General features: G+C 60.5%; 23 protein-coding genes, 1 tRNA gene and 2 pseudogenes. 13 read left to right on the forward strand and 13 right to left on the reverse strand.

All coding sequences use genetic code 11. From position 1 onward, the window contains the following. Window positions 1-2: 2 nt before the first annotated feature. Window positions 3-1,073, reverse strand: coding sequence for a site-specific integrase (locus OOT43_RS13180; RefSeq protein WP_266021040.1), 1,071 nt, complete (start codon window positions 1,071-1,073; stop codon window positions 3-5). A gap of 326 nt (window positions 1,074-1,399) precedes the next feature. Between OOT43_RS13180 and OOT43_RS13185 the strand changes: the two genes are divergently transcribed. Continuing rightward, window positions 1,400-2,395, forward strand: coding sequence for an AraC family transcriptional regulator (locus OOT43_RS13185; protein ID WP_266021041.1), 996 nt, complete (start codon window positions 1,400-1,402; stop codon window positions 2,393-2,395). A 37-nt stretch (window positions 2,396-2,432) separates the two neighbouring features. Here the strand turns inward: OOT43_RS13185 and OOT43_RS13190 are convergent, their stop codons facing one another. Beyond that, window positions 2,433-3,302, reverse strand: coding sequence for a YicC/YloC family endoribonuclease (locus OOT43_RS13190; protein ID WP_266021042.1), 870 nt, complete (start codon window positions 3,300-3,302; stop codon window positions 2,433-2,435). An 80-nt stretch (window positions 3,303-3,382) separates the two neighbouring features. Then, entirely contained in the window at window positions 3,383-5,746 is a 2,364-nt protein-coding gene (locus OOT43_RS13195; RefSeq protein WP_266021043.1) for a penicillin acylase family protein, read from the reverse strand. Window positions 5,747-5,819: 73 nt separating this feature from the next. Between OOT43_RS13195 and rph the strand changes: the two genes are divergently transcribed. From rph to OOT43_RS13230, 7 genes are all read left to right on the forward strand, one after another. After that, a complete protein-coding gene (gene rph / locus OOT43_RS13200) occupies window positions 5,820-6,551 on the forward strand; it encodes a ribonuclease PH (protein WP_266021044.1) in 732 nt (243 codons plus the stop codon). 7 nt (window positions 6,552-6,558) lie between these two features. Continuing rightward, window positions 6,559-7,164, forward strand: coding sequence for an RdgB/HAM1 family non-canonical purine NTP pyrophosphatase (gene rdgB / locus OOT43_RS13205; protein ID WP_266021045.1), 606 nt, complete (start codon window positions 6,559-6,561; stop codon window positions 7,162-7,164). A 121-nt stretch (window positions 7,165-7,285) separates the two neighbouring features. Then, window positions 7,286-8,011: a cytidylate kinase-like family protein gene (locus OOT43_RS13210; protein ID WP_266021046.1), complete on the forward strand. Its 726-nt coding sequence runs from the start codon at window positions 7,286-7,288 to the stop codon at window positions 8,009-8,011. Beyond that, the gene (atpC, locus tag OOT43_RS13215) at window positions 8,008-8,469 is read left to right on the forward strand and encodes an ATP synthase F1 subunit epsilon (protein ID WP_266021047.1); all 462 of its coding nucleotides are present in this window, start codon (window positions 8,008-8,010) and stop codon (window positions 8,467-8,469) included. The genes OOT43_RS13210 and atpC overlap by 4 nt, the downstream gene beginning before the upstream one ends. Before the next feature lie 46 nt (window positions 8,470-8,515). After that, window positions 8,516-11,242, forward strand: a complete 2,727-nt coding sequence (ppdK, locus tag OOT43_RS13220) for a pyruvate, phosphate dikinase (RefSeq protein ID WP_266021048.1) — start codon at window positions 8,516-8,518, stop codon at window positions 11,240-11,242. Window positions 11,243-11,364: 122 nt separating this feature from the next. Next, a complete protein-coding gene (locus OOT43_RS13225) occupies window positions 11,365-12,270 on the forward strand; it encodes an NADP-dependent methylenetetrahydromethanopterin/methylenetetrahydrofolate dehydrogenase (RefSeq protein ID WP_266021049.1) in 906 nt (301 codons plus the stop codon). Window positions 12,271-12,360: 90 nt separating this feature from the next. Continuing rightward, window positions 12,361-13,266, forward strand: coding sequence for an NAD(P)-dependent methylenetetrahydromethanopterin dehydrogenase (locus OOT43_RS13230; protein WP_266021050.1), 906 nt, complete (start codon window positions 12,361-12,363; stop codon window positions 13,264-13,266). An 81-nt stretch (window positions 13,267-13,347) separates the two neighbouring features. On the opposite strand, the gene OOT43_RS13235 is transcribed toward OOT43_RS13230, so the two are convergent. Together OOT43_RS13235 and OOT43_RS13240 are read right to left on the reverse strand one after the other, a co-directional pair. Continuing rightward, window positions 13,348-13,833: a DUF6691 family protein gene (locus OOT43_RS13235; protein WP_266021051.1), complete on the reverse strand. Its 486-nt coding sequence runs from the start codon at window positions 13,831-13,833 to the stop codon at window positions 13,348-13,350. A gap of 6 nt (window positions 13,834-13,839) precedes the next feature. Next, window positions 13,840-14,262, reverse strand: coding sequence for a YeeE/YedE family protein (locus OOT43_RS13240; protein WP_266021052.1), 423 nt, complete (start codon window positions 14,260-14,262; stop codon window positions 13,840-13,842). Between the two features lie 219 nt (window positions 14,263-14,481). Here OOT43_RS13240 and OOT43_RS13245 point away from each other — a divergent pair, with 219 nt between their 5' ends. Both OOT43_RS13245 and OOT43_RS13250 read left to right on the forward strand, forming a co-directional pair. Then, window positions 14,482-15,675: a PQQ-dependent sugar dehydrogenase gene (locus OOT43_RS13245; RefSeq protein WP_266021053.1), complete on the forward strand. Its 1,194-nt coding sequence runs from the start codon at window positions 14,482-14,484 to the stop codon at window positions 15,673-15,675. A 47-nt stretch (window positions 15,676-15,722) separates the two neighbouring features. Next, window positions 15,723-15,798: transfer RNA gene (locus OOT43_RS13250), tRNA-Phe, on the forward strand. A 16-nt stretch (window positions 15,799-15,814) separates the two neighbouring features. Here OOT43_RS13250 and OOT43_RS20605 read toward each other — a convergent pair. Further along, window positions 15,815-16,210: pseudogene (locus tag OOT43_RS20605) on the reverse strand (site-specific integrase); the annotation flags it as partial. Between the two features lie 885 nt (window positions 16,211-17,095). On the opposite strand from OOT43_RS20605, the gene OOT43_RS13255 reads away from it, so the two are divergent. Together OOT43_RS13255 and OOT43_RS13260 are read left to right on the forward strand one after the other, a co-directional pair. After that, window positions 17,096-17,707: an SLATT domain-containing protein gene (locus tag OOT43_RS13255; RefSeq protein ID WP_266021054.1), complete on the forward strand. Its 612-nt coding sequence runs from the start codon at window positions 17,096-17,098 to the stop codon at window positions 17,705-17,707. 152 nt (window positions 17,708-17,859) lie between these two features. Beyond that, window positions 17,860-18,105: a GlsB/YeaQ/YmgE family stress response membrane protein gene (locus OOT43_RS13260; protein WP_266021055.1), complete on the forward strand. Its 246-nt coding sequence runs from the start codon at window positions 17,860-17,862 to the stop codon at window positions 18,103-18,105. Between the two features lie 342 nt (window positions 18,106-18,447). On the opposite strand, the gene OOT43_RS13265 is transcribed toward OOT43_RS13260, so the two are convergent. From OOT43_RS13265 to OOT43_RS20700, 6 genes and pseudogenes are all read right to left on the reverse strand, one after another. Then, a protein-coding gene (locus OOT43_RS13265; RefSeq protein ID WP_394358012.1) for an IS3 family transposase occupies window positions 18,448-19,553 on the reverse strand; the annotation gives its coding sequence in 2 pieces (ribosomal slippage) (window positions 18,448-19,295 and window positions 19,295-19,553; 1,107 coding nt in all). A gap of 469 nt (window positions 19,554-20,022) precedes the next feature. Further along, window positions 20,023-20,277 carry a hypothetical protein gene (locus tag OOT43_RS13270; RefSeq protein WP_266021057.1) on the reverse strand — a complete coding sequence of 85 codons (255 nt, stop codon included), beginning with the start codon at window positions 20,275-20,277 and terminating at the stop codon, window positions 20,023-20,025. 240 nt (window positions 20,278-20,517) lie between these two features. After that, window positions 20,518-20,934, reverse strand: coding sequence for a phosphate-starvation-inducible PsiE family protein (locus OOT43_RS13275; RefSeq protein ID WP_266021058.1), 417 nt, complete (start codon window positions 20,932-20,934; stop codon window positions 20,518-20,520). Window positions 20,935-21,039: 105 nt separating this feature from the next. Further along, on the reverse strand, window positions 21,040-21,861 hold the full coding sequence (locus tag OOT43_RS13280) for a transglutaminase-like domain-containing protein (protein ID WP_266021059.1): 822 nt from the start codon (window positions 21,859-21,861) through the stop codon (window positions 21,040-21,042). 4 nt (window positions 21,862-21,865) lie between these two features. Continuing rightward, entirely contained in the window at window positions 21,866-22,153 is a 288-nt protein-coding gene (locus tag OOT43_RS13285; RefSeq protein ID WP_266024916.1) for a HigA family addiction module antitoxin, read from the reverse strand. 547 nt (window positions 22,154-22,700) lie between these two features. Next, window positions 22,701-22,842: pseudogene (locus OOT43_RS20700) on the reverse strand (IS256 family transposase); the annotation flags it as partial. Window positions 22,843-23,362: 520 nt separating this feature from the next. Between OOT43_RS20700 and OOT43_RS13290 the strand changes: the two are divergent. Continuing rightward, window positions 23,363-23,899, forward strand: a complete 537-nt coding sequence (locus OOT43_RS13290; protein WP_266021060.1) for a J domain-containing protein — start codon at window positions 23,363-23,365, stop codon at window positions 23,897-23,899. A 161-nt stretch (window positions 23,900-24,060) separates the two neighbouring features. On the opposite strand, the gene OOT43_RS13295 is transcribed toward OOT43_RS13290, so the two are convergent. After that, window positions 24,061-25,566 (reverse strand): glycoside hydrolase family protein, encoded by a 1,506-nt coding sequence (locus OOT43_RS13295; RefSeq protein ID WP_266021061.1) that lies wholly within the window; start codon window positions 25,564-25,566, stop codon window positions 24,061-24,063. Between the last annotated feature and the right edge of the window lie 61 nt (window positions 25,567-25,627).

A 25,627-nucleotide genomic window follows, 5' to 3' on the forward strand; every position in this document is an offset into this window, starting at 1 on the left:
GCTCAAGGCTTGTGCTTGGGGGAAGCCGGGCCGACGTACGCGCTGAACTTGATGCCATAATCCAGCGTAGCGAGAGAATTCAGCAGAACCTCCGGATGGGTCGCCCACAAAGGCTTTCTTGTCGTGCCGGGGCTCTTCCGTTCCATGTGTCCGAGCAAGGCATTGATATGAAGTTCCGGCACACCTGCCAATCTCAAGTAGTGTTGAAAGGTCGAGCGGAAAGCTTCGGTCCGCCGGCCGCTCCGTTTCAGGCCGTGTCTTTCCAGGTGTCTGCTCAGCCACATTCCCACATTTTGTCCTTTGCTGCCCAGTCGCGGAATGATCAAGCCGGGCCACAAAGTGTCCAGGCCGGAGACGCCTTCGACGTATGCCAGCAAGCCCAGGTCGATCAGTTTGGGATGCACAGGCACCATGCGTTCGGACTTCCCGCGAGCGGTCGACGCCACGAACCGAAAGGCCGGGATCCGGTTTTCGAGCAGAGCAATGTCCCTGGGTTCAAGCTGGCAGATTTCGCCGATCCGCGCCCCCGTGTGCAGTTGAATCAAGGGAACCCAGTACTTATAGGGTGTATCGAAATCGGCGACAGTTTCTTCACCTTCGAAAAACGCCCGCAACTGTTCCTGGGTGAACGGCTTATCCGCCGGCTGTTGGCGTTGCTCCGCAACCACGGTGCCAGTCGGTAACTTGCAACCGCTGCAAGGATTCTCCGCGAGTGCATAACGCTCCTGGCCAAGCGCCCAGTTGAACAGGGCGGACAGGGAGCTCAGGTGGCCGTTTACCGTGGAAGCGGAGAGACGGCGCCTCTCTGAAAGTTCTTTTGAGAATGCGGCGACGTCGGAACTGCGGTATTCCGCGAGCGGCCTGTCGCCAAGGATTTCGATGAATCGTAGCAGATGGTTTTCCGCCTGCCGCAGCCGTTCGAACCGGACCTTGCCGTGCTGGTCCCGAATGTACTCCCTGATGATCGGGAACATCGTAGGGGCGCCGCGTTGCCGACGCCGATGGCCGTACCGCTCGACGGCTCTGCCTTCTGCTTTCTTAACCGGTGGCTGGCTCTGCTGTTCGGTGTCCATTGTCGCAAGCGCTCTTTTTCTGGGCATGAGTTAGGTGTGTTGATGATGCATTTCGCATGTGGCGGGGAGGCGCGGCGATGTAGAGCGTAAAACCTGCCTCTAGCATCCATTTTTAACAACACTACCAAATCATTCGCTTTAGTTCTTGGACAATAACGTATTCGAATAGGACTATTCTTTACTTCACAGCTAGGACGTACTTGAGAATCCGGTGTCCTTCCTCAAAGTTGGCATCTTCCAGCTAATGTCCGCGGTCAATTCAGACCGTTCGAGGCGCGGAGCTTCGGACCGCCTGAGAGTTCTGTTCGCTTTTGGAGGCTTCACCCGTGAAGACCGAACTGTCGTTTGACTCCGCCGCATTCGCCGAACGCGATCGTTTCGAGATGTGGCGGGAAGTGTTCTGCTCAAAGATGTGGGGTCTCGATATCGTGCATACCGACCCCGGTCCATTTTTTGCCCGCTGCCGCTTTGTGCGTCTCGGTGCGGTGGGTGTCGGGCGAAATGAGTTGAGCGCAGCGGATTACATCCGCACGCCCGAATTGATCCGGGCACATGACTCTGACGATTTCGGGTTCCACCTTAGTCTCCGCGGCGGTTCACGTATCCTTCAGGCAGGACGCCAGGCGGATATGGGCGGACTGAGCGGCGCCCTGTTGGCCAGTGATCAGCCCGGCATCGTTTCCACCTTGTCGAAATCGGGGACCGACCGCTATCAAGGCTACTGTCTGCACTTGCCCAGGAAGGGATTGTTGCAGCGTGTCCCACGCGCTGAGCGCCATCTGGCCGAAGTCTGTTCCGGCCGTGAGCCGTTGAAACTTCTGGTGCAGTATCTGGACCTCATATCAGGCAATGGCGCGGCCTTGCAGTGCCCCGACCTGAGCGAACTCGCCGGTGAGCATGTGCTGGATCTCATCGCCCTAGTGCTCGAGCCCGGGAGCGATTCGGAATACCGGGCCGAGCAGGGAGGACTGCGCGCAGCGCGGCGAACGGCATTGTTGAGATATCTGGAACAGCACTACCGGGACGAGCGCCTTTCGGTGAAATCGGCTGCGGCTGCGCTGGGGATTTCCGAAAGCTATTTGCACCGGCTGATGGCGGAGAGCGGGGAAAGTTTCACTGAAACGGTCAACCGCCTGCGTCTGGAGCGGGCGAAGCGCATGCTGGAGGATCCGGGATGTGCCCGTCTGCGCATCGGCGAAATCGCGTTCGCCACGGGATTCAGCGATTTCACCTATTTCAACCGACTGTTCCGGCGGCGCTTCGGCGATACACCAGGGGCGTTCCGCGCGGATCGGCCGGAGCGCAGCAATGCGGGACGGTGAATGGTTATGGGGTTCCCGGCCCTGCCAGGCGGACTGATCACTCCACGTTCTGGACCTGTTCGCGCATCTGCTCGATCAGTACCTTGATGTCCACGGCGGCGCGGGTGGTTTCGAGGTCGGCCGACTTGGACGCCAGCGTATTGGCCTCGCGGTTCATTTCCTGCAGCAGGAAGTCGAGACGGCGTCCCGCAGGCTCACGCTGGGTAAGGATGTGTCGCATTTCGGTGGTATGCGCGGTCAGCCGGTCCAATTCTTCGGCGACGTCCATCTTCTGCGCGAGGTAGACCAACTCCTGCTCGAGGCGGGAGGCGTCGGGGGTGGCCATCACCTCGGCCAGACGGGCCATCAGCTTTTCCCTGAGTCCCACCAGAACCGTCGGCAGGCGCGCCTGCACCGCTCGGACTGCGTTCTGGATGTCGGCACAGCGGTTGTCCAGCAAGGTGGCGATCTGGGTGCCTTCGCGTTCCCGGAATGCCAAGGCCTCGGCCATGGCTTGGTCCAGCAGGGCGAGAATACCGGGTCCCAGCGAGGGGATGTCCGGCTCGCTCTCCTGCATCACGCCCGGCCACCGCAGCAGTTCGATGGGACTGAAGCTGGCCCAGCTCCTGTCTGCCAGCGCCTCGATGTCTTGCAGTGCATCGAGCAGGCCGCGCACCAGTTCCGGATTGACGCGTGTCGCGCCGGCTTCCTGATTCAAAGGCTTCCAGGCCAGGGTGCAGTCTACCCTGCCCCGTTTGAACGACTCGCCGATCCTGTTGCGCACCTCCAGCTCCAGGCCGCGCAGCGGATCCGGCAGGCGCAGGCCGAGGTCGAGATAGCGGTGATTGACGGCGCGCAGGTCCCAGCTCACCCGCCAGTTATCGACTGTCCCTTGCGCGGCTCCGAAAGCCGTCATGCTGCGGATCATGGTGTCTCCTTAATCTCCGTTCAAAGCCCCGCATGCTATGCCGAGCGGAGGATCGGGTAAAACCCCCGGACGGCGAGGCGTCACGGCGCCGGCCTTAGCCGTAGCTTCTCCTGCGCCGGGCCCGGCTCGAACGGCAGGGGCCGGCCGGCGGCCCAGGCATTTTGCTGATCGCGGTAGTGCGGTGAAAACGGATGGCCCGACTGCCCGGCCGGCATGTGCAGGATGCCGTCGCCATGATGACCGGGCGAGACCACCAGCCGTTCGCTGGCGCCTTGATTGGGCGTCAGCACGCGAACGCAATAGCCGCCACAGCCTGCACCGTCTACCGGCGGCATGTCCAGCAGCGCCGACACCAGGGGCAGGTTCTCGCTGAACGGATGCCGGACCTCCACCCGGTTGACCCGGCCCCAGGGCAGATCCTTGAGTTCGGCAACGCCGAATTCCTCCTTGAGTTCGTTCACGCTTTGCCTGAGGACGCCGCGCAGAAAGTCTTCCCAGGACCCGCTCCGATCCGGGACGGTGTGCGGCAGGCGCGAGGCAATCAGCGCGCGCAGCGGCGTCTCTGCTTCGCGCCAGGCATAGACGAAGCCGGGATCGGCCTGGTTGCACTGAGCCAGGAGGCGGGAGAATATCGTGCGGGCGAGATTACGGCGGTAGCGGACCAGCAGCGCGATCCCGCGGCTGTCCGCCTCCATCCGGCCGTCCCAGGTTTCCACCGCCCGGCGGGCGTCGGCCAGCGCCGGGTCGCCGGTGTCCGCCGTCAATGCCAGGACCAGGTCGCGGTAGAACTCGAAGAATTCGCTGCGGGTATCCAACTGCAAACCAAACAGCTCGGGCTCGGTCAGCGCCTGCGCATTCTTCAGGCTTTCGCCGATGCGGTAGGCGCGGTAGCTGTTGGAATAGTTGTGGCCAAGGACATAGGGGTAATCGCGCCCCACCGTGCGGTTGTTGGCCGTGGCCAGGAACCCCGAGGCGGGATCGACGACCCGCGGCAACCGTTCGGGCGGGACGAAGCCGTCCCAGGCGGTGCTGCCGTCGCTCCAGCTCCGGCTCACCGAACCATCGAAACCGCGCCGCAGCGGAAAGTGGCCGGTCAGGGTCCAGGCGATACGCCCTGTCCGGTCGGCGAGAACCACGTTCTGGGGCGGGCTTCCGGTGCGGTTCATGATGGCGATGGCCGATTCCAGGTCGCCGGCGCCGTCCATGTCCAGCAATCCGAGATCGACCCCTTGGGCCTCGAGCGCGGTCCAGCGCAGCGCCACCGGTTGGCCCAGCAGCGGCTCGGTCACGACCGGTCCCCAGCGGCTGGATTTCAGCGCCAGCGTCTGATCCGCGCCGTCCTTCACGCGCACGGTTTCGGTACGCGTGTCCAGCGTCGCCCAGCCTTCGGGCGTGCGGTAGCGGTCGGGCTCGGATGCGTGCATTTCCAGCCTCACCAGGTCGAGCACGTCCGCGTCGACGTTGGTGAAGCCCCAGGCGATCCGGCCGTTGCTTCCCGCTACCAGCAGCGGCAGGCCGGGAAGGGTCACGCCGCTCATCACGGCCTCGCCATAGCGCAGTTCGGCCCGGTACCAGATGTTGGGCACGCCCAGGTTCAGATGCATGTCGTTGGCGACGATCGCCCTACCGTCCCGGGTCCGGCTGCCGGCCACGGCCCAGTTGTTGGAGCCGGCGGCCAGCGCCTCGGCGTCCACCCTGGCGCCCAGCTTCAGCGGCCGGGCCTCACCCAGCAGTTTGGCCAGCGCGGTCGCAGGGACCGGCTGTGCGGGACGACGCGATCCGTTGCCCCCGGCGATGACCGAGGTATAGGCGTCGACGTCCGGTGTCAGGAACGCCACGACTTCCGGCGGCAAAGTTTCGGCCATCACGCTGAGCATGCGCTCCTCCTCTGGATGGCCGTTGAGGGTTTGGAACATGTTGAGGCCGACCAGCAGGCTGTCCGCGGTTCGCCAAGGTGCCGGCACGTAGCCGAGGACCAGCATTTCCGGTGGCGGGACGGTCTGTTCGGCCATGCGGGCGTTGACGCCTGCGACGTAAGCCTCGAGCACCCGCCGCTGGGATTCGGGCAAGGCCGCGACGATGGCCGCCGCGGCACGCTCGAAGGCATAAACGCGCTGCGCCCGGTCGTGGGCCAGGGCCTGTTCGCCGAAGATTTCGGCCAGCCGGCCTGCGCTCTTGCGCCGCATCAGGTCCATCTGGAACAACCGGTCGCGCGCGTGCAGATAGCCCAGCACGCGCATAGCGTCTTCCCGGTTCGCCGCGTACACCCGTGGAATGCCGAGCGCGTCGAACTCGACGGTAGCGGGATGGATGAGCCCCGGCAGGACGCTTTCGCCACCGCGGGCCGGGAGCGATGCCGCTGCCTTTTCCAGGCGGGTGCCGGCATAGGTCGCAAGGGCCAGTACGCCAAAGCCGATCAGATACAGGATATGCTTGAATTTCATGGTGAAAACGCTTCGGCGCCACAACAACAATTAGAGTATACTGACCTGCTTTTCATCGTATAAGCAAGCCCATATGAGACCCAGCGGACGCAGTCCCGATCAACTCCGGCGTATCGCCTTCACCTGCAACTACACCAAACACGCCGAAGGCTCGGTGCTCGTCGAATTCGGCGATACCCGCGTCATCTGCACCGCCAGCGTGGAAGAGCGGGTTCCGCCTTTCCTCAAGGGCAAGGGCAACGGTTGGATCACCGCCGAGTACGGCATGCTTCCCCGCGCCACCCACGAACGTACGGGCCGCGAGGCCGCTCGCGGCAAACAGGGCGGGCGGACCATGGAGATCCAGCGCCTGATCGGCCGCTCCCTGCGCGCCGCGCTGAACCTGGAAGCCCTGGGCGAGCGCACCGTCACCATCGACTGCGACGTCATCCAGGCCGATGGCGGTACCCGCACCGCCTCGATCACCGGCGGCTACGTCGCTCTGGTGCTGGCCGTGCAGCGGCTGCTGAAGAATCGCAAGATCAAGACCAATCCGGTGCACGGCCAGATCGCTTCGGTCTCGGTCGGCATCTGCCAGGGGGTTCCCGTCCTCGACCTGGACTACGCCGAGGACTGCGACGCCGAAACCGACATGAACGTGGTCATGAACGACGCCGGTGCCTTCATCGAAATCCAGGGCACGGCCGAAGGCCACGCGTTCCGCCGCGACGAACTGGACGCCATGCTTCGCCTGGCCGAGAGCGGCATTGCCGATCTCCTACTGCACCAGCAGGAAGCGCTGGAGAGCTGCGGTATCGCACGCTAGACATCCCATGTCGGGAAAGCTCGTCCTCGCCAGCAACAACGCGGGCAAAATCCGCGAACTCCAGGTCCTACTCTCACCGCTCGGTTTCGAGATCGTCGCCCAAGGGGCCTTGGGGATTCCGGACGCTGAGGAAACCGGCTCCAGCTTCCTCGAAAATGCCCTGATCAAGGCGTGGCACGCGGCCACGCTCAGCGGCCTGCCGGCCATCGCCGACGATTCGGGACTCGAAGTCGATGCGCTGGACGGCGCGCCCGGCGTCTATTCGGCGCGCTATGCCGGCCTCTCGGCCTCCGACGGCGACAACATCGATAAACTTTTGGCCGCTTTGAGCGGCGTCGAGGCCGGGCGCCGCAGTGCGCGCTTCCGCTGCGTCATGGTGTTCGTCCGCGACGCGGGGGATGCCGATCCCGTCGTGGCGGAAGGGTGCTGGGAAGGCCGGATCGGCGAGGCCTGCCGCGGGGAAGGCGGCTTCGGCTACGACCCCGTGTTCATCGTACCGGAAACCGGCCTGTCGGCTGCCGAACTCTCACCGGAAGACAAAAACCGCCTGAGCCATCGCGGCCAGGCCGCTTCACTGTTGGCCAGCCGATTGAGGGACTTGGCAAGCGGTTGACCAGCAAGGCTCTGTGGGCTGTCATCCAACTGTGCATCGACAGCCTGTGGAAAAGCCACCACAATTCAAATATGGCCCGGCTGTTCCGAAGCGCCGGCTCGCGCGACAACGGAAGGTGCACATGACCAGTTCCGATACGCTCAAGTTTCTCGAATCGCTCCTGGCCAAGGACTTCAAGGCCGAACACCACCGGCGCCAGCCCCGCAAGCGCGCCGAGCCCCTCATCATCACCCTGTCCCGCGATTTCGGCGCCGGCGGCGAAGCGCTGGTCGCGGAGCTGGCCCGCTTGCTGGATCTGCCGATCTACGACAAGGAGGTCCTCGACCGGGTTGCCAAGAAGACCCGGATCGACAAGATCCACCTCGAGCATCATGACGAAGACAGCGCCGAGCGGATCAGCGACCTGCTCTACAACCTGGTGTTCGGCACGGCGGCCACGCGCCACGATTACCGGCGGGCGCTGATCGAGGTGGTGACCGATCTGGCGAAGAACGACTGCATCATCGTCGGCCGCGGCGCCCACCTGATCCTTGCCGGCCGCAAGGTGTTCCGCCTGCGCGTGGTCGGGTCGCGGCCGGTCTGCGGCGAGCGCGTCGCTGCGGAACTGGGCATCGGCCAGGCCGAGGCCGAGCGCCTGGTGTTCGAGACCAACAACAAGCGGCACAAGTCGGTCCAGACGCTGTTCAGCGACCTGTATGATGAATGCTCGCTGGAACACGCCATCAATTTCGATCTCGTGCTCAACACCGATCATCTGCCGCCGGGCAACGCCACGCCGACCGTACTCGTCGCGGCGCAGCAGTTCGGCTTCGAAATCTTCGACCTCCACCAGCGGGAAGCCACATGAACCTGGCGGACGGACAGGCCCCCTCCCGTCTGCTCCGAGTCGAGATCGTCGACGTTTGTCGAGAGATATTTTCCGGGCGCTGCAGCCGCGTCGTCGCTCCGGCGGCAGATGGTGAGGTCGGCGTTCTGCCCCGGCATACGCCGTTCCTGACCCGGCTTCGGCCCGGCGAGATCAGGCTTAGGACCGAGAGCGGCGAAGATCTGTACTACTATCTGTCGGGCGGCTACATGGAAGTCCAGCACTGGGATGTCAGCATTCTGGCCGACCAGGTGCTCCGTTCCGAAGAGATCGACCGCGAGGCCGCCTTGGAGGCCAAGCGCGGCGCAGAGCGCATGCTCCGCGAGAACCGGATTCCCAGCGAGCGTGACCGCGCCTATCTGGAATTGCTCAAGGCTCTGGCTCAGTTGCGCCTGCTGGAACGGCTGAGCGCGCAACAACTGGGCCGCACCCGGCCCTGATCCTGCGGCGGCAAGCCGCGAACGCGATAGTTCGAGGAGATCCATCATGACGATGAAGAAGCGTGTCTATGCCTTTGCCGAAGGCGACGGCAAGAACAAGCGCCTGCTCGGCGGCAAGGGCGCCAACCTCTGCGAGATGACGCAGATCGGGCTCAACGTGCCGCCGGGCTTCGTCATCACCACGGATGCCTGCCTCGAATACCAGGCCGGCAAGACCCTGCCGGAAGGGCTGATGGACGAGGTAAGAGGCCACATGGCCCGGCTCGAACAGGCGACCGGCAAGCGCTTCGGCGATCCCGGCAATCCCCTGCTGGTCTCGGTGCGTTCCGGTTCCGCCCTGTCCATGCCGGGGATGATGGATACCGTCCTCAACCTCGGCCTCAATCACGACACCCTCCAGGGGCTGATCCGGCAGACCGGCAACGAGCGCTTCGGCTACGATGCCTACCGACGGTTCATCCAGCTGTTCGGCAAGGTGGCCCTGGGGGTTCCCGACGACCTGTTCGACGCCGAGTTCGAAACCGTCAAGCATCAAGCCGGGGTTGCCGCCGACATCGGCCTGAGTGCCGCCCACCTCGCCGACATCGGCGAACGCTTCCTCGCCGTCGTGCGCCGCCATACCGGCAAGCCTTTCCCCGAGGACGTCTACGAGCAGCTCGAAATCGCGATCCGGGCGGTGTTCGGCTCCTGGATGGGGAAACGCGCGGTGGATTACCGCCGCGAATTCCGCATCACGCCCGACCAGGCCAACGGCACGGCGGTGAACGTGGTGACCATGGTGTTCGGCAACATGGGCGATGATTCCGCCACCGGGGTCGGCTTCACCCGCAACCCCGGCACCGGCGAGAACGAAATGTTCGGCGAGTACCTCGTCAACGCCCAGGGCGAGGACGTGGTCGCCGGCATCCGCACGCCGAAACCCGTGCACGAGATGGCGAGCGAGATGCCGGAGCTTTACGCCCAGCTGGTGGAGCTGCGCGACAAGCTCGAAGGCCATTACCACGAGGTGCAGGACTACGAGTACACCATCGAAAAAGGCGTGCTGTACTGCCTGCAGACTCGCAACGGCAAGATGAACGCGCAGGCGATGGTGCGCACCTCGGTGGAAATGTGTACGGAGAGTTTGATCACACGGGAGCAGGCCCTGCTGCGGGTCAATCCGAGCCATCTGGAACAGCTGCTCCATCCCTGCCTCGACACCTCCCACAAGCCCGTGCCCCTGGCCCAAGGGCTGCCGGCCTCGCCCGGTGCGGCCAGCGGCCGGTGCGTGTTCGACGCGGACCAGGCCGAGCTGCTGGGGCGGGCCGGCGAAAAGGTCATCCTGGTGCGCGAGGAGACCAAGCCGGAAGACATCCACGGCTTCTTCGCCTCCCAGGGCATCCTCACCAGCCGCGGCGGCAAGACTTCGCATGCCGCCGTGGTCGCCCGCGGCATGGGCAAGGCCTGCGTCGCCGGCGCCGAGGGCATCAGGGTGGACAGCCGGGCGCGGCTGGCAACGGTGGGGGATGTCACGCTGCGCGAGGGTGACATCATCACCATCGACGGCAGCACCGGCAACGTCTACCTGGGCGAGATTCCCACCATCGCGCCGACCTTTTCCGAGCACCTCAAGACTCTGCTGTCCTGGGCCGATGCGGCAGCCCATCTTAAGGTGATGGCCAACGCCGATACGCCGGAGGCGGCGAAAGAGGCGCGCGAGTACGGCGCCGTGGGCATCGGTCTGTGCCGCACCGAACGCATGTTCAACGCCAGCGACCGGCTGCCAGTGGTAGTGGAAATGATCCTGGCCCCCGGCACCGAGGAGCGCAAGGCCGCGCTGGACAAGCTGCTGCCGATGCAGCGCGGCGATTTCCAGGCGATCTTCACCCTCATGGCGCCGCATCCCGTCACCGTCCGCCTGCTGGACCCGCCCATCCACGAATTCCTCCCCGGCGAGCATTCGCTGACGGATGAGATCCAGGCGCTGAGGGAATACAGATTGGTCGCCAAAGGGCGGGCGGCGGCCTTGAGCGCGCTCGGTCGTGCCGCCGATGCCGACGGCGTCGGCGAAGACGCCGTCGCAGCCGTCATCGTCCGCAAGGAGCGGCTGCTGGCCAAAGTCCGGGAGCTCCACGAGATCAACCCGATGCTGGGGCACCGCGGGGTTCGGCTCGGTGTCACCTTCCCCGAAATCTACGAAATGCAGATCCGCGCCGTGTTAGAGGCCGCGGCCGAGTGCGCCAAGGCAGGCGTGGCAGCCGCCCCGGAAATCATGGTGCCCCAGGTCGTCGACGGCGCGGAACTGGAATGCGTCCAGGCGATGGTCGAACGCTTGCGGGCTGAAGTCGAGGCCAGCCACGGCGTCCGGCTCCATTTCAAATTCGGCAGCATGGTGGAAACCGTCCGCGCCTGCGTCAGCGCCGACGGACTGGCGCGAACCGCGGAATTCTTCTCCTTCGGCACCAACGACCTGACCCAGGCGACCTGGTCGTTCTCGCGCGAGGATGCGGAAAACAAGTTTCTGCCGCAGTACATCGGTGGCGGCATCCTCAAGGACAACCCGTTCGAAGTGCTCGACTTCGCCGGTGTCGGTGCTCTGATGCGGATGGCGGTGGAAAAGGGGCGCAGTGTCCGTCCGGACCTCGAAATCGGCATCTGCGGCGAGCACGGCGGGCATCCCGGCTCCATCCGCTTCTGCGACGGCATCGGCCTCAGCTATGTCTCCTGTTCGGCCCCGCGGGTGCCCGTTGCCCGCCTGGCGGCGGCCCACGCCGCCTTGATGAACGGGGGTTGAGGCAGGCTTTACGGGGAGGGAATTCGCCCGCGCGAAGCGCGGAGGCCGCGGTTTGCCATCGTTCCACCGCGTCCGTATACTTCGCCGACCCTGTAACGACTGGCCGAATCGAGGAGCGCGCCGTGGAAAAGCCTTATATCCTGCACATGTTCACGCCGGAAAAGAATCTGAGCCCGTTCGATGCGAACATGGCGCTCGATGCCGGCTGGTTGTCCCTGGTGCCCTATACGAACCTGGAGCCGGGGGAGATCACCGCCATGGTGCAGGACGCGATCTTCTCGCGCAGCCTCTCCGGCGTGAAGCGCACCGCGATCTTCATCGGCGGACGCGACGTCGGCACCGCCATGAGCATGCTGCGCACCGCCCAGACATCGATGGTGCCGCCGTTCGAGATTTCCGCTTTCGCCGATCCGAGCGGCGCCTTCACGACTGCCGCGGCGATGGTCGCGATGGCCGAGGGCGAGCTGCGGAAGCATCACCAGACCGGCCTCGAAGGCAAGTCTGTGCTGGCACTTGGCGGGACGGGCCCGGTCGGCCAGATCGCCGCCGTGCTGGCGGCCCGCGCCGGCGCCAAGGTCAAGATCATCGGACGCCAGCTCGAAAAGGCCCAGAAAGTGGCCGAGCTCTGCAACGCGGAATTCGGTGAAGGCCAGACCTCCATCGAGGGCGACGCCGATGCCAACAAGGGCGAACTGCTGAAGACCGCCGATGTGGTATTCGCTACCGCCGCCGCCGGCATCCAGGTGCTGAGCGCTGAGCTGCTGGCGGCATCGCCCCAGCTCAAGGTGGCCGCCGACGTCAACGCCGTGCCGCCGTCCGGCATCGCCGGATTGGGGCCCCATCACAAGGGCACGCCGATCGAAGGTTCGCCGAGCGGGGCCATCGGCATCGGTGCGCTGGCCATCGGCAACGTCAAATACCAGGCCCAGCACCGGCTGCTGCTGCGGATGCGCAACACCGACAAGCCGGTCTATCTGGCATTCAACGAGGCTTTCGAGATTGCCCGCGAAGTCGTCCGCGGCGGCTAAAGTCCAGCCCGAGGCAGCGCCGGCTGGATTTTTCGCCGGGCGCGGCCCGACACCCTCTTTCTTACTGATTTTTTCCGAGACCCACCCAGAATGGAAAAACGCGCCGTCCTCCACATGTTCGATCCCATGCCGCATGTCAGCCCGTTCGACATCAACATGGCGATTGATGCCGGCTTCGAGGTCATCGTGCCCTACAGCAACGTCAAGGCGGAAGAGGTGCATGGCCTGGTCCAGGATGCGATTTTCTCGCGCGGCCCTGCCGGGGTGAAGCGGACCGGCATCTTCATCGGCGGACGCGATCTGGCGGTTGCGCTCACCATGCTGGAAACCGCCAGGGCTGCGATGGTGCCACCGTTCGAAGTGTCGGTGCTGGCCGATCCCAGTGGCGGGTTCACCACCGCAGCGGCGCTGGTGGCGCTGGTCGAGAAGCAGTTGAAGCTGAAGCATGGTGCGGAGCTGGCCGGGCAGCGCGCCGTGGTGTTCGGTGGCACCGGTCCCGTGGGCATTGCAACCGGCGTCATTGCATCGCTGGCGGGGGCGGACGTGACCCTCGTCGACCCCTTCAATGTCGAAACCGCGCTGGCCAAGGCCGACGAATACAATCAGCGCTGCGGTGCACATCTGCACGGCACTTTCGCCGGCTCGGAAGCCGACAAGGCGCGCCTCTTGTCGAATGCGGACGTCGTGTTCTGCACCGCCAAGGCCGGTGTCGAGGTGCTGAACGCTTCGGTTCTGGCCGATGCTCACCGACTCAAGGTCGCCGGCGATGTCAATGCGGTGCCGCCGCTCGGTATCGAAGGGATCAAGCTTAAGCACAACGGCGAGTCGCTGGTGCATGCCGTCAACAGCCCCGGCGCCGTCGGCGTGGGAGCGCTTGCCGTCGGCAACGTGAAATACCAGCTGCAGAATCACCTGCTGGCGCTGCTGTTGCAGTCGGAAAGCCCGGTCTTCTTCGATTTTCGGGCTGCGTTCGAGCGGGCACGCGAAATCGTCTGACAGCGGATTTCTCTTGGGGGGGAACTAAAAAACCCTGCCTTTATGGGCAGGGTTTTTTGTTGCCGGAATATCCTGCTGGGATCAGGTGCCGTCGGCCGAGCCTGGCAGCTGGACGGCTTCAATGGCAGCGGTGTCGAGCGTTGCCAGCCGCACGGCCTGCCGTGCATTGAGCCAGCGCCCCGCTGCGAGCCCGCCGAACATACAGGCGAGGAACACCCAGACGCCGGCATCGGCAGTGACCAGTGAAACCACGGCGGGCCCGGGACAATAGCCGGACAGTCCCCAGCCAATCCCGAAAAGTCCGGCGCCGCCAACGAGGCGCCCGTCGACGTATTTCCGGACCGGAAGGTCGAAGCGGTCGCCCAGGACAGGGCGACCGCGTCGCAGGATCCGCGGAAACAGGATAAAGGTCAGGCCCACCGCGCCGCCCATCACCAGCATCAGCGAGGGATCCCAATTTCCGCCGATGTCCAGGAACCCGAGAATTTTCTCGGGCCGGGTCATTCCGGCCAGACCCAGCCCCAAAGCGAAGATCAAACCCCAGAGGAAAGCGCTGACAATCGGCATGCCGGCTCAACCTCCGTTCAGGCGGTTGAAAAGGAACACGGTCGCCATGCCGGTGCCCATGAAGGTCAGGGTCGCGACCAGAGAGCGCAAGGACCGCCGGCCCAGCCCGCAGACGCCATGCCCGCTGGTGCAGCCGTTGCTGATCTGCGCACCCAAGCCGACCAGAAAGCCGCCGAAGCCCAGCACCCACAGCGGCCTCGGAGCGGCTCCGAAGGCCTGCGGGTAGACAGCGAGCAACAGCATCCCGGCAGCCAGCAGCCCCAGCACGAAGGCGAATCGCCATGGCATGTCGCCGGTGCCGGGCGGCATCAGCCCCGTCAGCAGATTGCTGATACCGGCCAGGCGGCCGTTGAAATAGAGGAGGCCACAGGCGGCCGATCCGATCAGTACGCCGCCGCCGAGGGTCGACAGGAGGGTTTGAATATTCATAGCGGATGAGATCGAAGTTTGAATCTGCCCCGAAAGGAGGCTCCATATTGCAGGCACTATAGGCATCTCGGGGGGACTAGGCAAAGAGCTTTTTCTGATTTGCTTATATTCGAGTTTCATCATGCGCTTCGCGCCGGCTTCTTCCGCTCATTTTCCCTCCGCCGCGAAGTGCGTTATCTTGAAGGCCGAAAACCCGCGATTGCCGGAGGGCCTTGAGCCATGAAAAAGGCTTTGTGGTATCTAGTCTTGCCTGCAATGCTGATCCTCGTCGTGGCGCAGCGGTTCGGCCATCTGACGGTCAATTTCCCTCTCAAATCCGTGCTCGGCGGCGCGGCGCCCCCGGCCGAGGAGGCTTTGCGCCACCGCCTCAGCCTCCCTCCCGGCTTCAGCCCCGCGGTTTACGCGGCGGATTTGCCGGGGGCCAGGATGCTGCGTTTCACCAGGACCGGCGATCTGCTGGTCAGCCAGCCGAATGCCGGTGCCATCGTCCTGCTGGAAAAGGACGCCGACGGCGACGGTCACCCTGACGGCCGGCAGCAATTGCTGGCTGGGCTGAGCCGACCTCACGGCCTCGATCTTTGGAACGGATGGCTCTACGTCGCCGAGACCTACGGCGTCGTCCGCATCCGCTACGACGCGGCCCAGCGGCAGACCTCCGGTGCGCCCGAAACGGTCGTCAGCGGCATTCCCGGCGGCGGCAATCACTGGAGCCGAACCCTCAAATTCGGTCCAGATGGCGGCATGTACGTTTCCGTGGGGTCGAGCTGCAACGTCTGCGTCGAAGACGATCCGCTTCGCGCCACGCTGTTGCGCTTCGAGCCGGACGGCACCAAGCGGGAAATCTATGCCTCTGGCCTGCGCAATACCGTTGGTTTCGACTGGCGCCCCGGCACCCGCGAGCTTTATGGCACCGACAACGGCCGCGACCTGCTGGGCGACGATTTCCCGCCGTGCGAACTCAACCGCATCGAAAAAGGCGCCTTCTACGGCTGGCCCTATGCCAACGGCAACCGCATCGCGGATCCCGATTACGGCAAGGGGCATGAGGTTGACATCCAGCGAAGCCTTCCGCCCGCACATGAATTCAAGGCGCATGTCGCACCGCTGGGCATGGCCTTTCTCAAAGGCGCCAAACTTCCGCAGGAATACCGCGGTGCCGCCTTGGTCGCTTTGCACGGCTCCTGGAACCGATCGAAAAAGCAGGGCTACGAAGTCGTGTCGCTGCACTTCGGTCCCAACGGACGGATTGCCGAACGCCCCTTCATCACCGGTTTCAATATCAACGAGGACGTTATCGGTCGGCCGGTAGACCTCGCTGAAGGGCCCGACGGCGCTATTTATGTGTCCGACGACTACGCCGGGACCATCTACCGTATTCGGTACGAAACGACTCCCGACAATTCGCACAATTGACTTGACTTGATGGGGCGTTCGCTGGTCTAATTACCAGCTCTTGTGCTGGCCAGGTAGCTCAGTTGGTAGAGCAGGGGACTGAAAATCCCCGTGTCGGCGGTTCGATTCCGTCCCTGGCCACCAGAAAATTTCTTATCCTTCATGCGGTTAGAGCTTCATCGCCGCAATCCAACGATCTGACGCTAAAACTTGCGTGACCAGATCGTGACTTCCCCCCATCAAGGACAGCTACAGCGGCCCGAATATTTTCTGGCGCGAGGTGGGCATATTTCTCGGTCATCTTAACCGTGGAGTGCCCCAGCAAGTCCCGCACGTCCGCCAATGCGACACCGGCCGAGACGAGCCAAGCCGCGCACGTATTCCGAAGATCATGAATCCGGAAATCCGAGATTCCAACCTTTCGACATGCAGTGGCGAAGCTTCGACGCACCGATGCGATCCGTTGTCCTGTTTCGTCACAAAACACACGGGTGCTACCGGAGCAGTGTCGCGCACGAAATCGAGCAGGACTGATAATCGCTTGCCTAGCAGTTTGGTTAAGCGGTACCGACGAGGTTTACCAGTCTTTGCATGGTCCGTTTCAAGATGGATCAACCCCGCCTTGATGTCTACCCTCTTCCATCCCGGCCCGAGCAGCCCTCTCCCAACCAGCTCAAGATCCGGTATTCAGATCTGGCTGCATAACGCCGTTTGAATTTTCGGCAACGCTTGACGAATCGGCTTGGACTCCATAACGTGTCCCAGGAAAGCCACATTTCGTCTCAGCATCTACTGATAGTGTCAAGATCATCCGATATGAGCTGATCCAGCCCATATACTAATGATAAAGAAATTAATGTCACGTACCCCCCCCTCTTCCTCTGGGAGAGGGCTGGGGTGAGGAGGCTCGTATATGGCATTGCTTTCTTAGCTCTTAGTATGTCCGACAATTATGATCCATGATCAAAGACCGTCTTCGAGAGATTAGAACCTTCCAGGGATTCAGCCGACGCGGCTTGGAGAGGCTGACAGGAATCGAAGAGTACAAATGGAAGAACGTTGAGAGTGGCCACCCAAAGATGAACGAGGACCATATTGAGGCGTTCAAGAAACAAAGACCTCAAAGTACCTGCTCCCTCATCATTGGGAGAAACGCTACCCGAAGTGGGTCAAGTCAGCCGTAAAGAAGGACTGGGAAAGGGAATGAGCAGCCGTGGCAGTCGGCTAGCCGGGAAGGCGATCGAAAGATGAGGGAGAAGGGGTAATTTTGGGAGGCTTTTTGAATTTACAGTAGGGGCAATTGGTTAACTGCTGATTAAGACATCATAAGAAGTTGCAGGATTGAATTAATCGTCAGATTTATTAAACAGGGCCGGCCTGTTGCGCATTAGATAACTTCTATCACGTCGCTTGTCGGTAAACCAACAGATATAATAACAGCTTGAAGAACCTGGTGGCTTTTTTATGGGCCGCGCCAACGCACCGCACCGCTAGACAAATCGCTGTATTGGGAGGTAAAACCATGAAGCCAGATCAAAGAACCCTATTGAAATCCTGGCGTGATGAGATTGGTACGATGATGGCCACTCATTACCAGTTATCAACCAAAATTAGGCGCTTGAACTATTTATTGGGTGTCCCGGCAATCGTAATGGCGATGCTAATCGCTACCTATGTGTTTTTCACAGTCAACCGAGACCCCGACTTATGGATAAGAATGGTCGTCGGGTTGATTGCGCTGCTTGTGGCAATCCTTTCTTCATTGCAGACTTTCTTAAAATATTCGGAGCAGGCTGAGAATCACCGGAATGCAAGCGCCCGTTACCAAGCCTTGTTCAACGCCCTTGATCAGTCTCTAGTTATCCCGCCTAAAGACGAGACCGCCCTTGGGGAGTGGTGCAATAAGTTGCGCGAACGCTGGGACGAGCTCAACCTTGAGGCACCGACCGTGCCAAACCGGCTGGAAGTCCGTTCTATTCTGGATCTCGAAGCGACGGCTATACATTCGTGGCAGAAACACGATGCGGAAAACAGTGAGCGGCAGGCCACGTAGCCCGAGTAATATCCACTGGCGGAGGAAGCGTATCAAGCACGACTCCCTTCACTCGGATGTTGGATCTTTGCGAGGAATAAGACGGAACAAGGACAGCCCGTATAGGGTCAATTTCTTTTGAGAGTTTTCGGACTTATAGACCAGGAGAGTATATGGAAGCCATTTGGTTTATCTTAATTGGTCTCGCCGCCGGTTGGCTGGCAGGGCGATTGATCACAGGCGGCGGGTCTAGTGTCATCGGATACATTATTGTAGGCGTGTTTGGCTCAGTGATTGGCGGCGTTCTATTCGATGTGCTAGGTGTGTCTACTGGCAGTGGCGTTTTAGGCAAATTGACCGTCGCTACGGTTGGCGCCATTACATTCTTGCTTCTGCTACACGTGATCAAGAAACCTTAGCCCGCATTGGGGCGCTGCAGGATGAGGCTCGCCGTTCAAGCTTAGGCAGCCAGTACGCCTCAACAGGCGGAGGTACGAAGCCCATCAATCAAGAACAGGGGAGCTCGATACCGTGAGAATCCCGGCTCAACGCTAGAAGGAGGAAGCTTGCAGCTCGTGCGAACCTTGATTATGGCCTGAATAAGTACTGCCGTAGGCCCGTTTTGCTTATTCCATGTGTTTGCACGTAAACCGTCGCTTGAGTGCCCTTCGTAAGGTTTTCGTAGACTTCGTCGCCTAAAGCATCGCCGTTCGCCCAGGAGATGGCGTCTCCGATCTCGAGGTCCTGACCTGCTCCCCGATTTAGTCCGAAACGGACATAGAGTCTGCGGTTAAAAATGTGTCTGCAAACTGATCTGGCGTCAGGTAAGCCAACGAACTGTGGGGGCGTTGCTCATTGTATTCTCGACGCCACTCCTCAATGACTTGGCGAGCATGGCACATCGAGACGAACCAATGCTCGTTCAGGCATTCATCCCGGAATTTGCCGTTGAAGCTTTCGATGTAGGCGTTCTGCTGTGGCTTACCTGGCTGGATGAAGCTCAAGCACAGTCCTTGGCTATCGGCCCATTCATCCAAAGCCTTGCCGGCAAACTCGGGGCCGTTGTCGACGGTGACTGATTTGGGCAATCCGCGGATCTCTGCCAGCCGTTGCAGCACACCGACTACACGTCTGCCAGGCAGCGAAGTATCGACTTCGATGGCCAAGCACTGCTTCGTGAAGTCATCGACGATATTCAGGCACCGCAGCCGCCGACCATCGGCCAAACCGTCCGAAACATAGTCCATAGACCAACTCTCGTTAGGCGCCGATGGCGCGACCTTGATTTGGCGCTCCACGCCGGCAATGCGCTTCCGCTTTCGTTTGCGGACCATCAGGCCGGCCTCGTGATACACGCGATAGGTGCGCTTTCGGTTGATTTCCCAACCCTCTCGGCAAAGTAGCACGTGCAGCCGGCGATACCCATAGCGCCGCTTCTGCGCTGCCAATTCGCACAGTCGTTCCTTGAGCTCCTGGTCTGCTGGCCGCTTAGCTTCGTAGCGATACAGCGACCGAGAAATACCGATCAGCCCACAAGCCCGCGTGACGCCCATCTGGTGCTTTGTCATCAGATGGGAGACCGCCACCCTCTTGGCTTGTGGGCTTACCACTTTCGGCCTACAACCTCTTTCAACGCAGCATTGTCCAGCATCGCCTCCGCCAGCAGGCGCTTGAGCCGGGCATTCTCGGTCTCCAGTGCCTTGAGCCGCTGCGCATCCGACACTGTCAGGCCGCCGTATTTCGCTTTCCAGTTGTAGTACGTCGCCTCGCTGAGCCCGTGCTTGCGGCACAGCTCCGCTACTTTTAGGCCGGCTTCGGCTTCCTTCAGGATGCCAATGATCTGTTCTTCGGTGAAACGCTTCTTCATGCTGCCTCCTATCGAGGCAGACTCTACATCACGACCGGACTAATCTCGGGGAGCAGGTCAGTCCCACTCCGGCAAGAGTTCAATGATTGTGTAGCCGTCATCTTCAGTTGCAATCGCAACTAAGCCGTGAGGAGGGACTATAACAGCTATTGTTCCATTTCTTCGCATTGCGGTTCTCCGAAAAGGAACGTGATATCGCTTTCAGGGTGCAGTCATCTCCTGTGTCAGCAGGAGGTAAAGCATCTAGGACGTGTTCACGGGACTGAAAACAATCTCTCATCGAACTTTGAATCTGTCCGGATATCAGGTTCGGTTAGCAGCCCAATACGGATTCAACGAGCTAATGGAAGGAAAAAGGGGAGGAAATCTGAGATACGCAATTTGAACATCGGTGGATTGATGGCGGGTTTCCTGACCTATTTGCACGAGTTTTATGTCAAGCAATCACCAATCATATTTCAGTCTAGGCTTAGACTACCCCGAAGATCTTGCTTGCAAATTTCTTTTCGGCGACACCTTCAATCATTGTATCGACGAATATTTCGATTCGACGTTTTTCCTCCCGGCTAAGGGATGGGTACGCTTCCTTGTACGCGTCGTTGAACCCTCGAATATCTTTGAGCGTGAAGGGTGCTTTTATGCCGGCGATGTAGCTCGAAACGTCTAGAAAAGCCGGTGAAAATAGATGGACAACCGGCGCGGGGTGAACTTGAACGGTGTTCATACGGGGGTGCCTTCCAAAATAAATCGCCGCAGTGCGTGATTTGTTTGGAGTCTATACGGTTTTCCAGGAATAAACAATGGCAAAAAAGCAAATCCTTGTTTCATTTTGACACAATTTTGTAGTGCCGCCGGCATGGTTGATAGACGGAATGCGGATGTTTGAGGCTCATATATTTGACATGTTGAAGTGCATATCTGGATTGTCAAATTATGTTGCCTCGGAAGCGTCTTTGATGGGTTTTCAACTAAATGCTGCCGGGTCGCCGGATCTCTTGAGCACAAAATAAGTTACAGATAAACCTAGTAGGATTGCTGCTATGCCGAAGAGAAGCTCCGGAGCCGTATGTTTTAGATCCAGAGTAATGAGCTTATTGCCAAGTGCAATAATGGCGACTTCTATCACGAACGCAGGGTTAATGGAGCCGCGCACGAGATAGCTTTTTATCGATTTCAACAATTCTAATCCGACTACGATGACGAGAAAGAGCGCAAAGGAGTCGAAGAGCGTGTTGACTTCGATCAGCATATGAGGAGCGTTGTAGATCCCTTTTAAGAGGACCCAGCTCAAATCAGCGGTGCCGAGGATGATGGATATGAGCAGCAGGAAAACCAGGATATAGACCACATACCGTTCAATTCTCTCGATGATGTTCAACATGAGTCTGATTTCCGGATTTAGGGATACGGCGACGCGCGGAGAGTTCTAAGATTCTTCCGCTCACCCGGTGGATCGGAACGTAACAGTCCTATGCTGCGTGCCCCGTCACAGAGCCTCGACACTCACTTCTTCTGCCCAAACCCTAAAACCCTTCAAGGTATTGGGGCCGAACGTATTGCTAATCGCTACATCGGCAGCATCTCGACCACGCGCTATCAATACGCGGCCGATGCGGGGTACATTATTCCGCGGGTCAAAGGTATACCAGTCACCGTCAAGGTACGCTTCGAACCAGGCCGCGAAATCCGGCGGGCTGTAGGGTTGGGGTGCGCCGATGTCAGTCAAGTAGCCTGTACAGTAGCGCGCTGGAATATTCATACAGCGACAGAGTGCAATGGCAAGATGCGCGAAGTCACGGCATACACCGGTCCGCTCGTTGAAGGTCTCCCAGGCTGTCCGTGTAGGCCGGGCATGTTCGTAACCGAACACGACATGTTGATGGACAAAATCGCAAATCGCTTGGACGCGACCCCAGCCGGTAGACGATGCGCCGAAAAGGTCCCAAGCCGTTTGGGAGAGTCGATCAGTTTCGCAATAACGGCTTCCCAAAAGAAATAAGAGGGTGTCCTCGGGCAGGTCTTGCACTGCGCGTTGTGCAAGCCAAGGGGCAACAATATCGCTCTGCCTTGAGTCGTTCACGAGTGCTTCCGCTGATATCCGGGTTTGGCCCTTCGGTGCGACGATACGGCTGCACCAGTTGCCGAAGAGATCACGATAGGCAGTGATCGGGATCGATGGGAGGGTGAGAATGCGGTCAGGGATGACGATGTCAAAGGCGCGTGTGAAGTGGATGTGTACCGTCAGGACCATGGGCGTCGGTTGGGGACAGTCGTAGACCAATTCATAGCCGACACGGAGTTGCATCATTGGCCTATTTCACGCTGGTTCTGCGGTATTGCAAGCGACCAGGTTCGGTGTCGCACCCCCCAGCTTTTTGTTCGGCCCGGCGCAGTTCGTAAAGCTTTTGCAGGTTGAGGCAGAATTCGGCGCTGGTGCCGAAGAATTGGCCGAGGCGAAGGGCGGTATCTCCGGTGATGGAACGCTGGCCGTTGAGAATCTTGGTGGTCCTGTTGGTGGGCACCTGGATTTGCCAGGCGAGTTCGGCGGCGCTCATGTCCAGCGCTTCGAGTTGTTCGGTGAGTTGTTCGCCGGGGTGGATGGGGGGATGCGTGCCATGATGCTCCTCGGAAGCCTGGGATTACCGAGAGAAGCCACCTGCCGTTTCATTGAAACCGCGCACTGGCGCCCCTGAAACGACAAACTCCGAGTTCGTCATCGGCTGTAAGCCGGGAGAGAAATAGCTCGGGGACTGCTTGGTCATCATAGGGATGGGATCACCTGAGTGCAAGAAGACAGGACCGGGGGCGGTGTTGCGGGCCTTGGGTTGAAATCTGCGCAGGACACGAATCATGAAGCGCACTATAGCGTGACCAAATCGTGACTAACGCTGGTCGTCGGATGGCTTCCTGTGTCAACTTGGGTCACGTTTGCGCGGGGCGTATATGTTTAACTTGTTGATTTTAAAGTTTGCTTTTGCCGGGCTAGTGTCTGAAAATCCCCGTGTCGGCGGTTCGATTCCGTCCCTGGCCACCAGAAAGCATAGGATTTTTAAAGGCTTGCTATCACGCAAGCCTTTTTATTGCTCCTTGCGTAGCCATGTCGTAACGACTTTTCGGGTCGGCCCGGTAAAGCTCTCAGCCAGCCCGACGCGTGTGCAGCGGCCGCTCCCGGTAACCTCGCGGCCCTCGCTCCGCTCATGCTTCCCCGCACCAAGCCGGTTCGAAACCTCTCCCAGGGACCGCAAAAATCCTCGCCACCCTGTTGTTCCAAGCTCTCCAGACATTCCATGCCATGCTTTCTTCGGCCATCGCTGTCTCCACGTTCAGGTGGTCTTTCGCACTGTCAACCTTACCGCAGTTCTCGATGGCCTCCCATCTCCGACCCTCAACTTACACCGCCTCCCTGGACGCTACCCGCTGGAGCCTGAAGCGCACGGACCAACGGGCGTGCAGTACCAGCGCAAGTGTCTCAACCGCACCAGATGAAAGCGCGGAGTACCTCCCGCGTGCAAACTTGGAATTGATCGATTCGGCGGGGCTGACGTGGCGCTAACCAGCTTGCCGTGGTGCGGCCGATTCATTGCCGGGTTGGACGGCGGATGGTGCTGGATGTCGGTGTAGCCATATCATCGGTGCGCAATTTGCTTGCCGATTGGGACATCCTCTTAAAATCCCTTCCAGATGGGCTATCCCTGTGGCGTTTACATCAATTCCTCTCAAGAGTGCAGTGATCTCCAGGCCGATGCCGAGTGGTGAAGCCCCTGCGTCAACCCGTGGTCACTTCACGGCGACGTGCCAGGAGATAGCTCATGCATGACAGCCCGCGGCCTGCGGATAAAGAGCAATGGGTCATATGGAACGGCGGTTCCGGCATCCTCATGACGGCGACGATCGGCCGGATCGAGGTCGACGCGGGCGGCCGACGCGCCTGGATGGACCCGCCTTTCGAGATGTTGGGCCCGTTCAGCCTCGATGAGTTGGAGACACGCGGCCGGGTCGCCTTCGCTGCTTGTATCGTGATGTCACGCCAGCGATGGCGAGACGATCAAGTGGAGTTGCGTCGGGAGGCCTACGAAAGACGCCGTGCGGCGGAGGAGCGACTGAACGCGGGCCATGGGCGATTCAGGGAAGGCCGGAGGAGACGCCGAAGCCCCCGGCAGGATTTCGACGAGAGGCGATACCGAGAGACATTAAAGCTACCGATCGACGGAACGCTTGAGCCATCCCAGATCAAGGCGGCTTATCGGCGGCTCGCCCAGAAGGTGCATCCCGACGTCGGAGGCAGCCACGACCGGTTTGTTCTGATTACGGAAGCGCGCAACGCGTTGCTCGAGCGCATTTCGTAGCCGGCATGGGGTGTCGGCCGAAGCATGAACGCACCGTTGAGCTTAAGCGGCGCGTTCGCAATAGTCGACTACCGCGGAAGGAACGGGAACCTGCTCCCCGTTCAACCCTTATAGCGTTTGTTTCGTAGCAGGTTAGCCACCCGGTCCTCTAGCCGATGGGCTCAAAAATTGTTCCACGGCAGGTAGCACACACTCCCAGAGCAGTTGACCAAATAATTTGGGTTGCTGCAGCTGGTACGCGTCCAGGTCGGTGCGTTCGGGGCACTCACGGCGGCGGTGAAGGTGCAGGATGCACCGGAGGTCTGCCCCGTAATGGTCACCGTGGCTCCATCGAAGATCAAGAAATACGGCCACGGGGTAACGCTGAGGTTCGAGCGATCCTGATTCGGCACCGTCACGGTCATGTTGGCAGGCCGCGAGGTCGATGGATTGGTCTGCTGCATCGTGACGATGAACGGTGGCTGATTCGTCGTGCTGCCCGGCTGAGTTCCGGCGACGGAAAAATAAACCCCTTGTGTGAATCCCTGGCAGCCGAGGTTGACGCCCGGCACGAAAACCGTGTTAGGCAGGAGGTTCGTATTAGAATTCTTGAGCTTGCAGTTGGCATCGAAGACGCCATAGAAATTTTCGGCGTCGTTTGGGTGGGAGGGATCTTTCGCGGGTTCGTCGTACGCTTCGAAGACCAAGGCGCCGGCTGTGTTGAGGGGATTCTTGACGAAGCCGTATAGCGCACGCAGGTAGGTTGCCGCGTTGGTTACGCCCGGCTTGCAGTTTTGCTGCTGATAACAATAGTAGTTGGCATACTGCCCGGTTCCCGCAGTTGCCCAACCAGTCTCCGCCATGAGGATGGGGCGTGGTGGCGTATAAAAACTCTGGGATTTCACTTGTGAGTAATCCCATGCGATTGAATTTGTAAGCGTGGCGTTGGTGACGGCTTGGTCGGCTGGCCAGGTGCCCCATTGGAACGGGTAGGGGTCGAAGGCCAATGGAGCGGCTGCCGAGTAGCTTGCGACCAGCCTTTCTATATCGCCGTTAGGCGGCGGGGAAACGAGATCACCGCTGACCAGGGCCGAACTGACCGGTATCTTTCCGAGATTTGCGGCGGCAAGCGTCGTCTGCAGTCCTTGTACGGCATCGATCAGATAGTCTACGTTCGCGCCGTTGTAATTCTCGTGACCGGCAAGCACCAGGGTTACGACATTCTGAAATGTTGTTGTTCCGACTGCGCCGATCACGTTATTCAAGACGGTTTCGGCCTCGTTGATGCTGTCCTGGTTGCCGTCCATGGGAATTACGGCTTCATAAATCACGGACATACTCAAGGCATTCGCACTCTGAATGATTTCGATCCAGGAGTATGGATCCGTCTGATAGGAACGAACGGTGTTGAACCCGGCAGCTTTCAATTGCGAAAGTTCCGCATAAACGTTGGTTATGGGCTTGAACGCGGCGTTGCTACCCACGTAGAACACATCATGGGCATTGAACGGGCTTCCCGACGCGTAATGATTGGGGTTGTAGTCGGTTCCGATCAGACCGATCCAAGCAGGAGGAATTTTCGCTCTTGCTTTCGCCCTTGCGGCGGAGACTTCACCGCTCAGCGTGGATGCAAGGACGAAGCTTAATCCGAGGACTAACAGATGCGGCTTGGTAATGCGGGCTGACACGGCGGGTTTCTCCTGTATTTCAAGAGTGAAGGATGCTGAGAATAATGAAAATGACTTCGCG

Source organism: Methylococcus mesophilus (genome assembly GCF_026247885.1).
GTDB lineage: Bacteria > Pseudomonadota > Gammaproteobacteria > Methylococcales > Methylococcaceae > Methylococcus > Methylococcus mesophilus.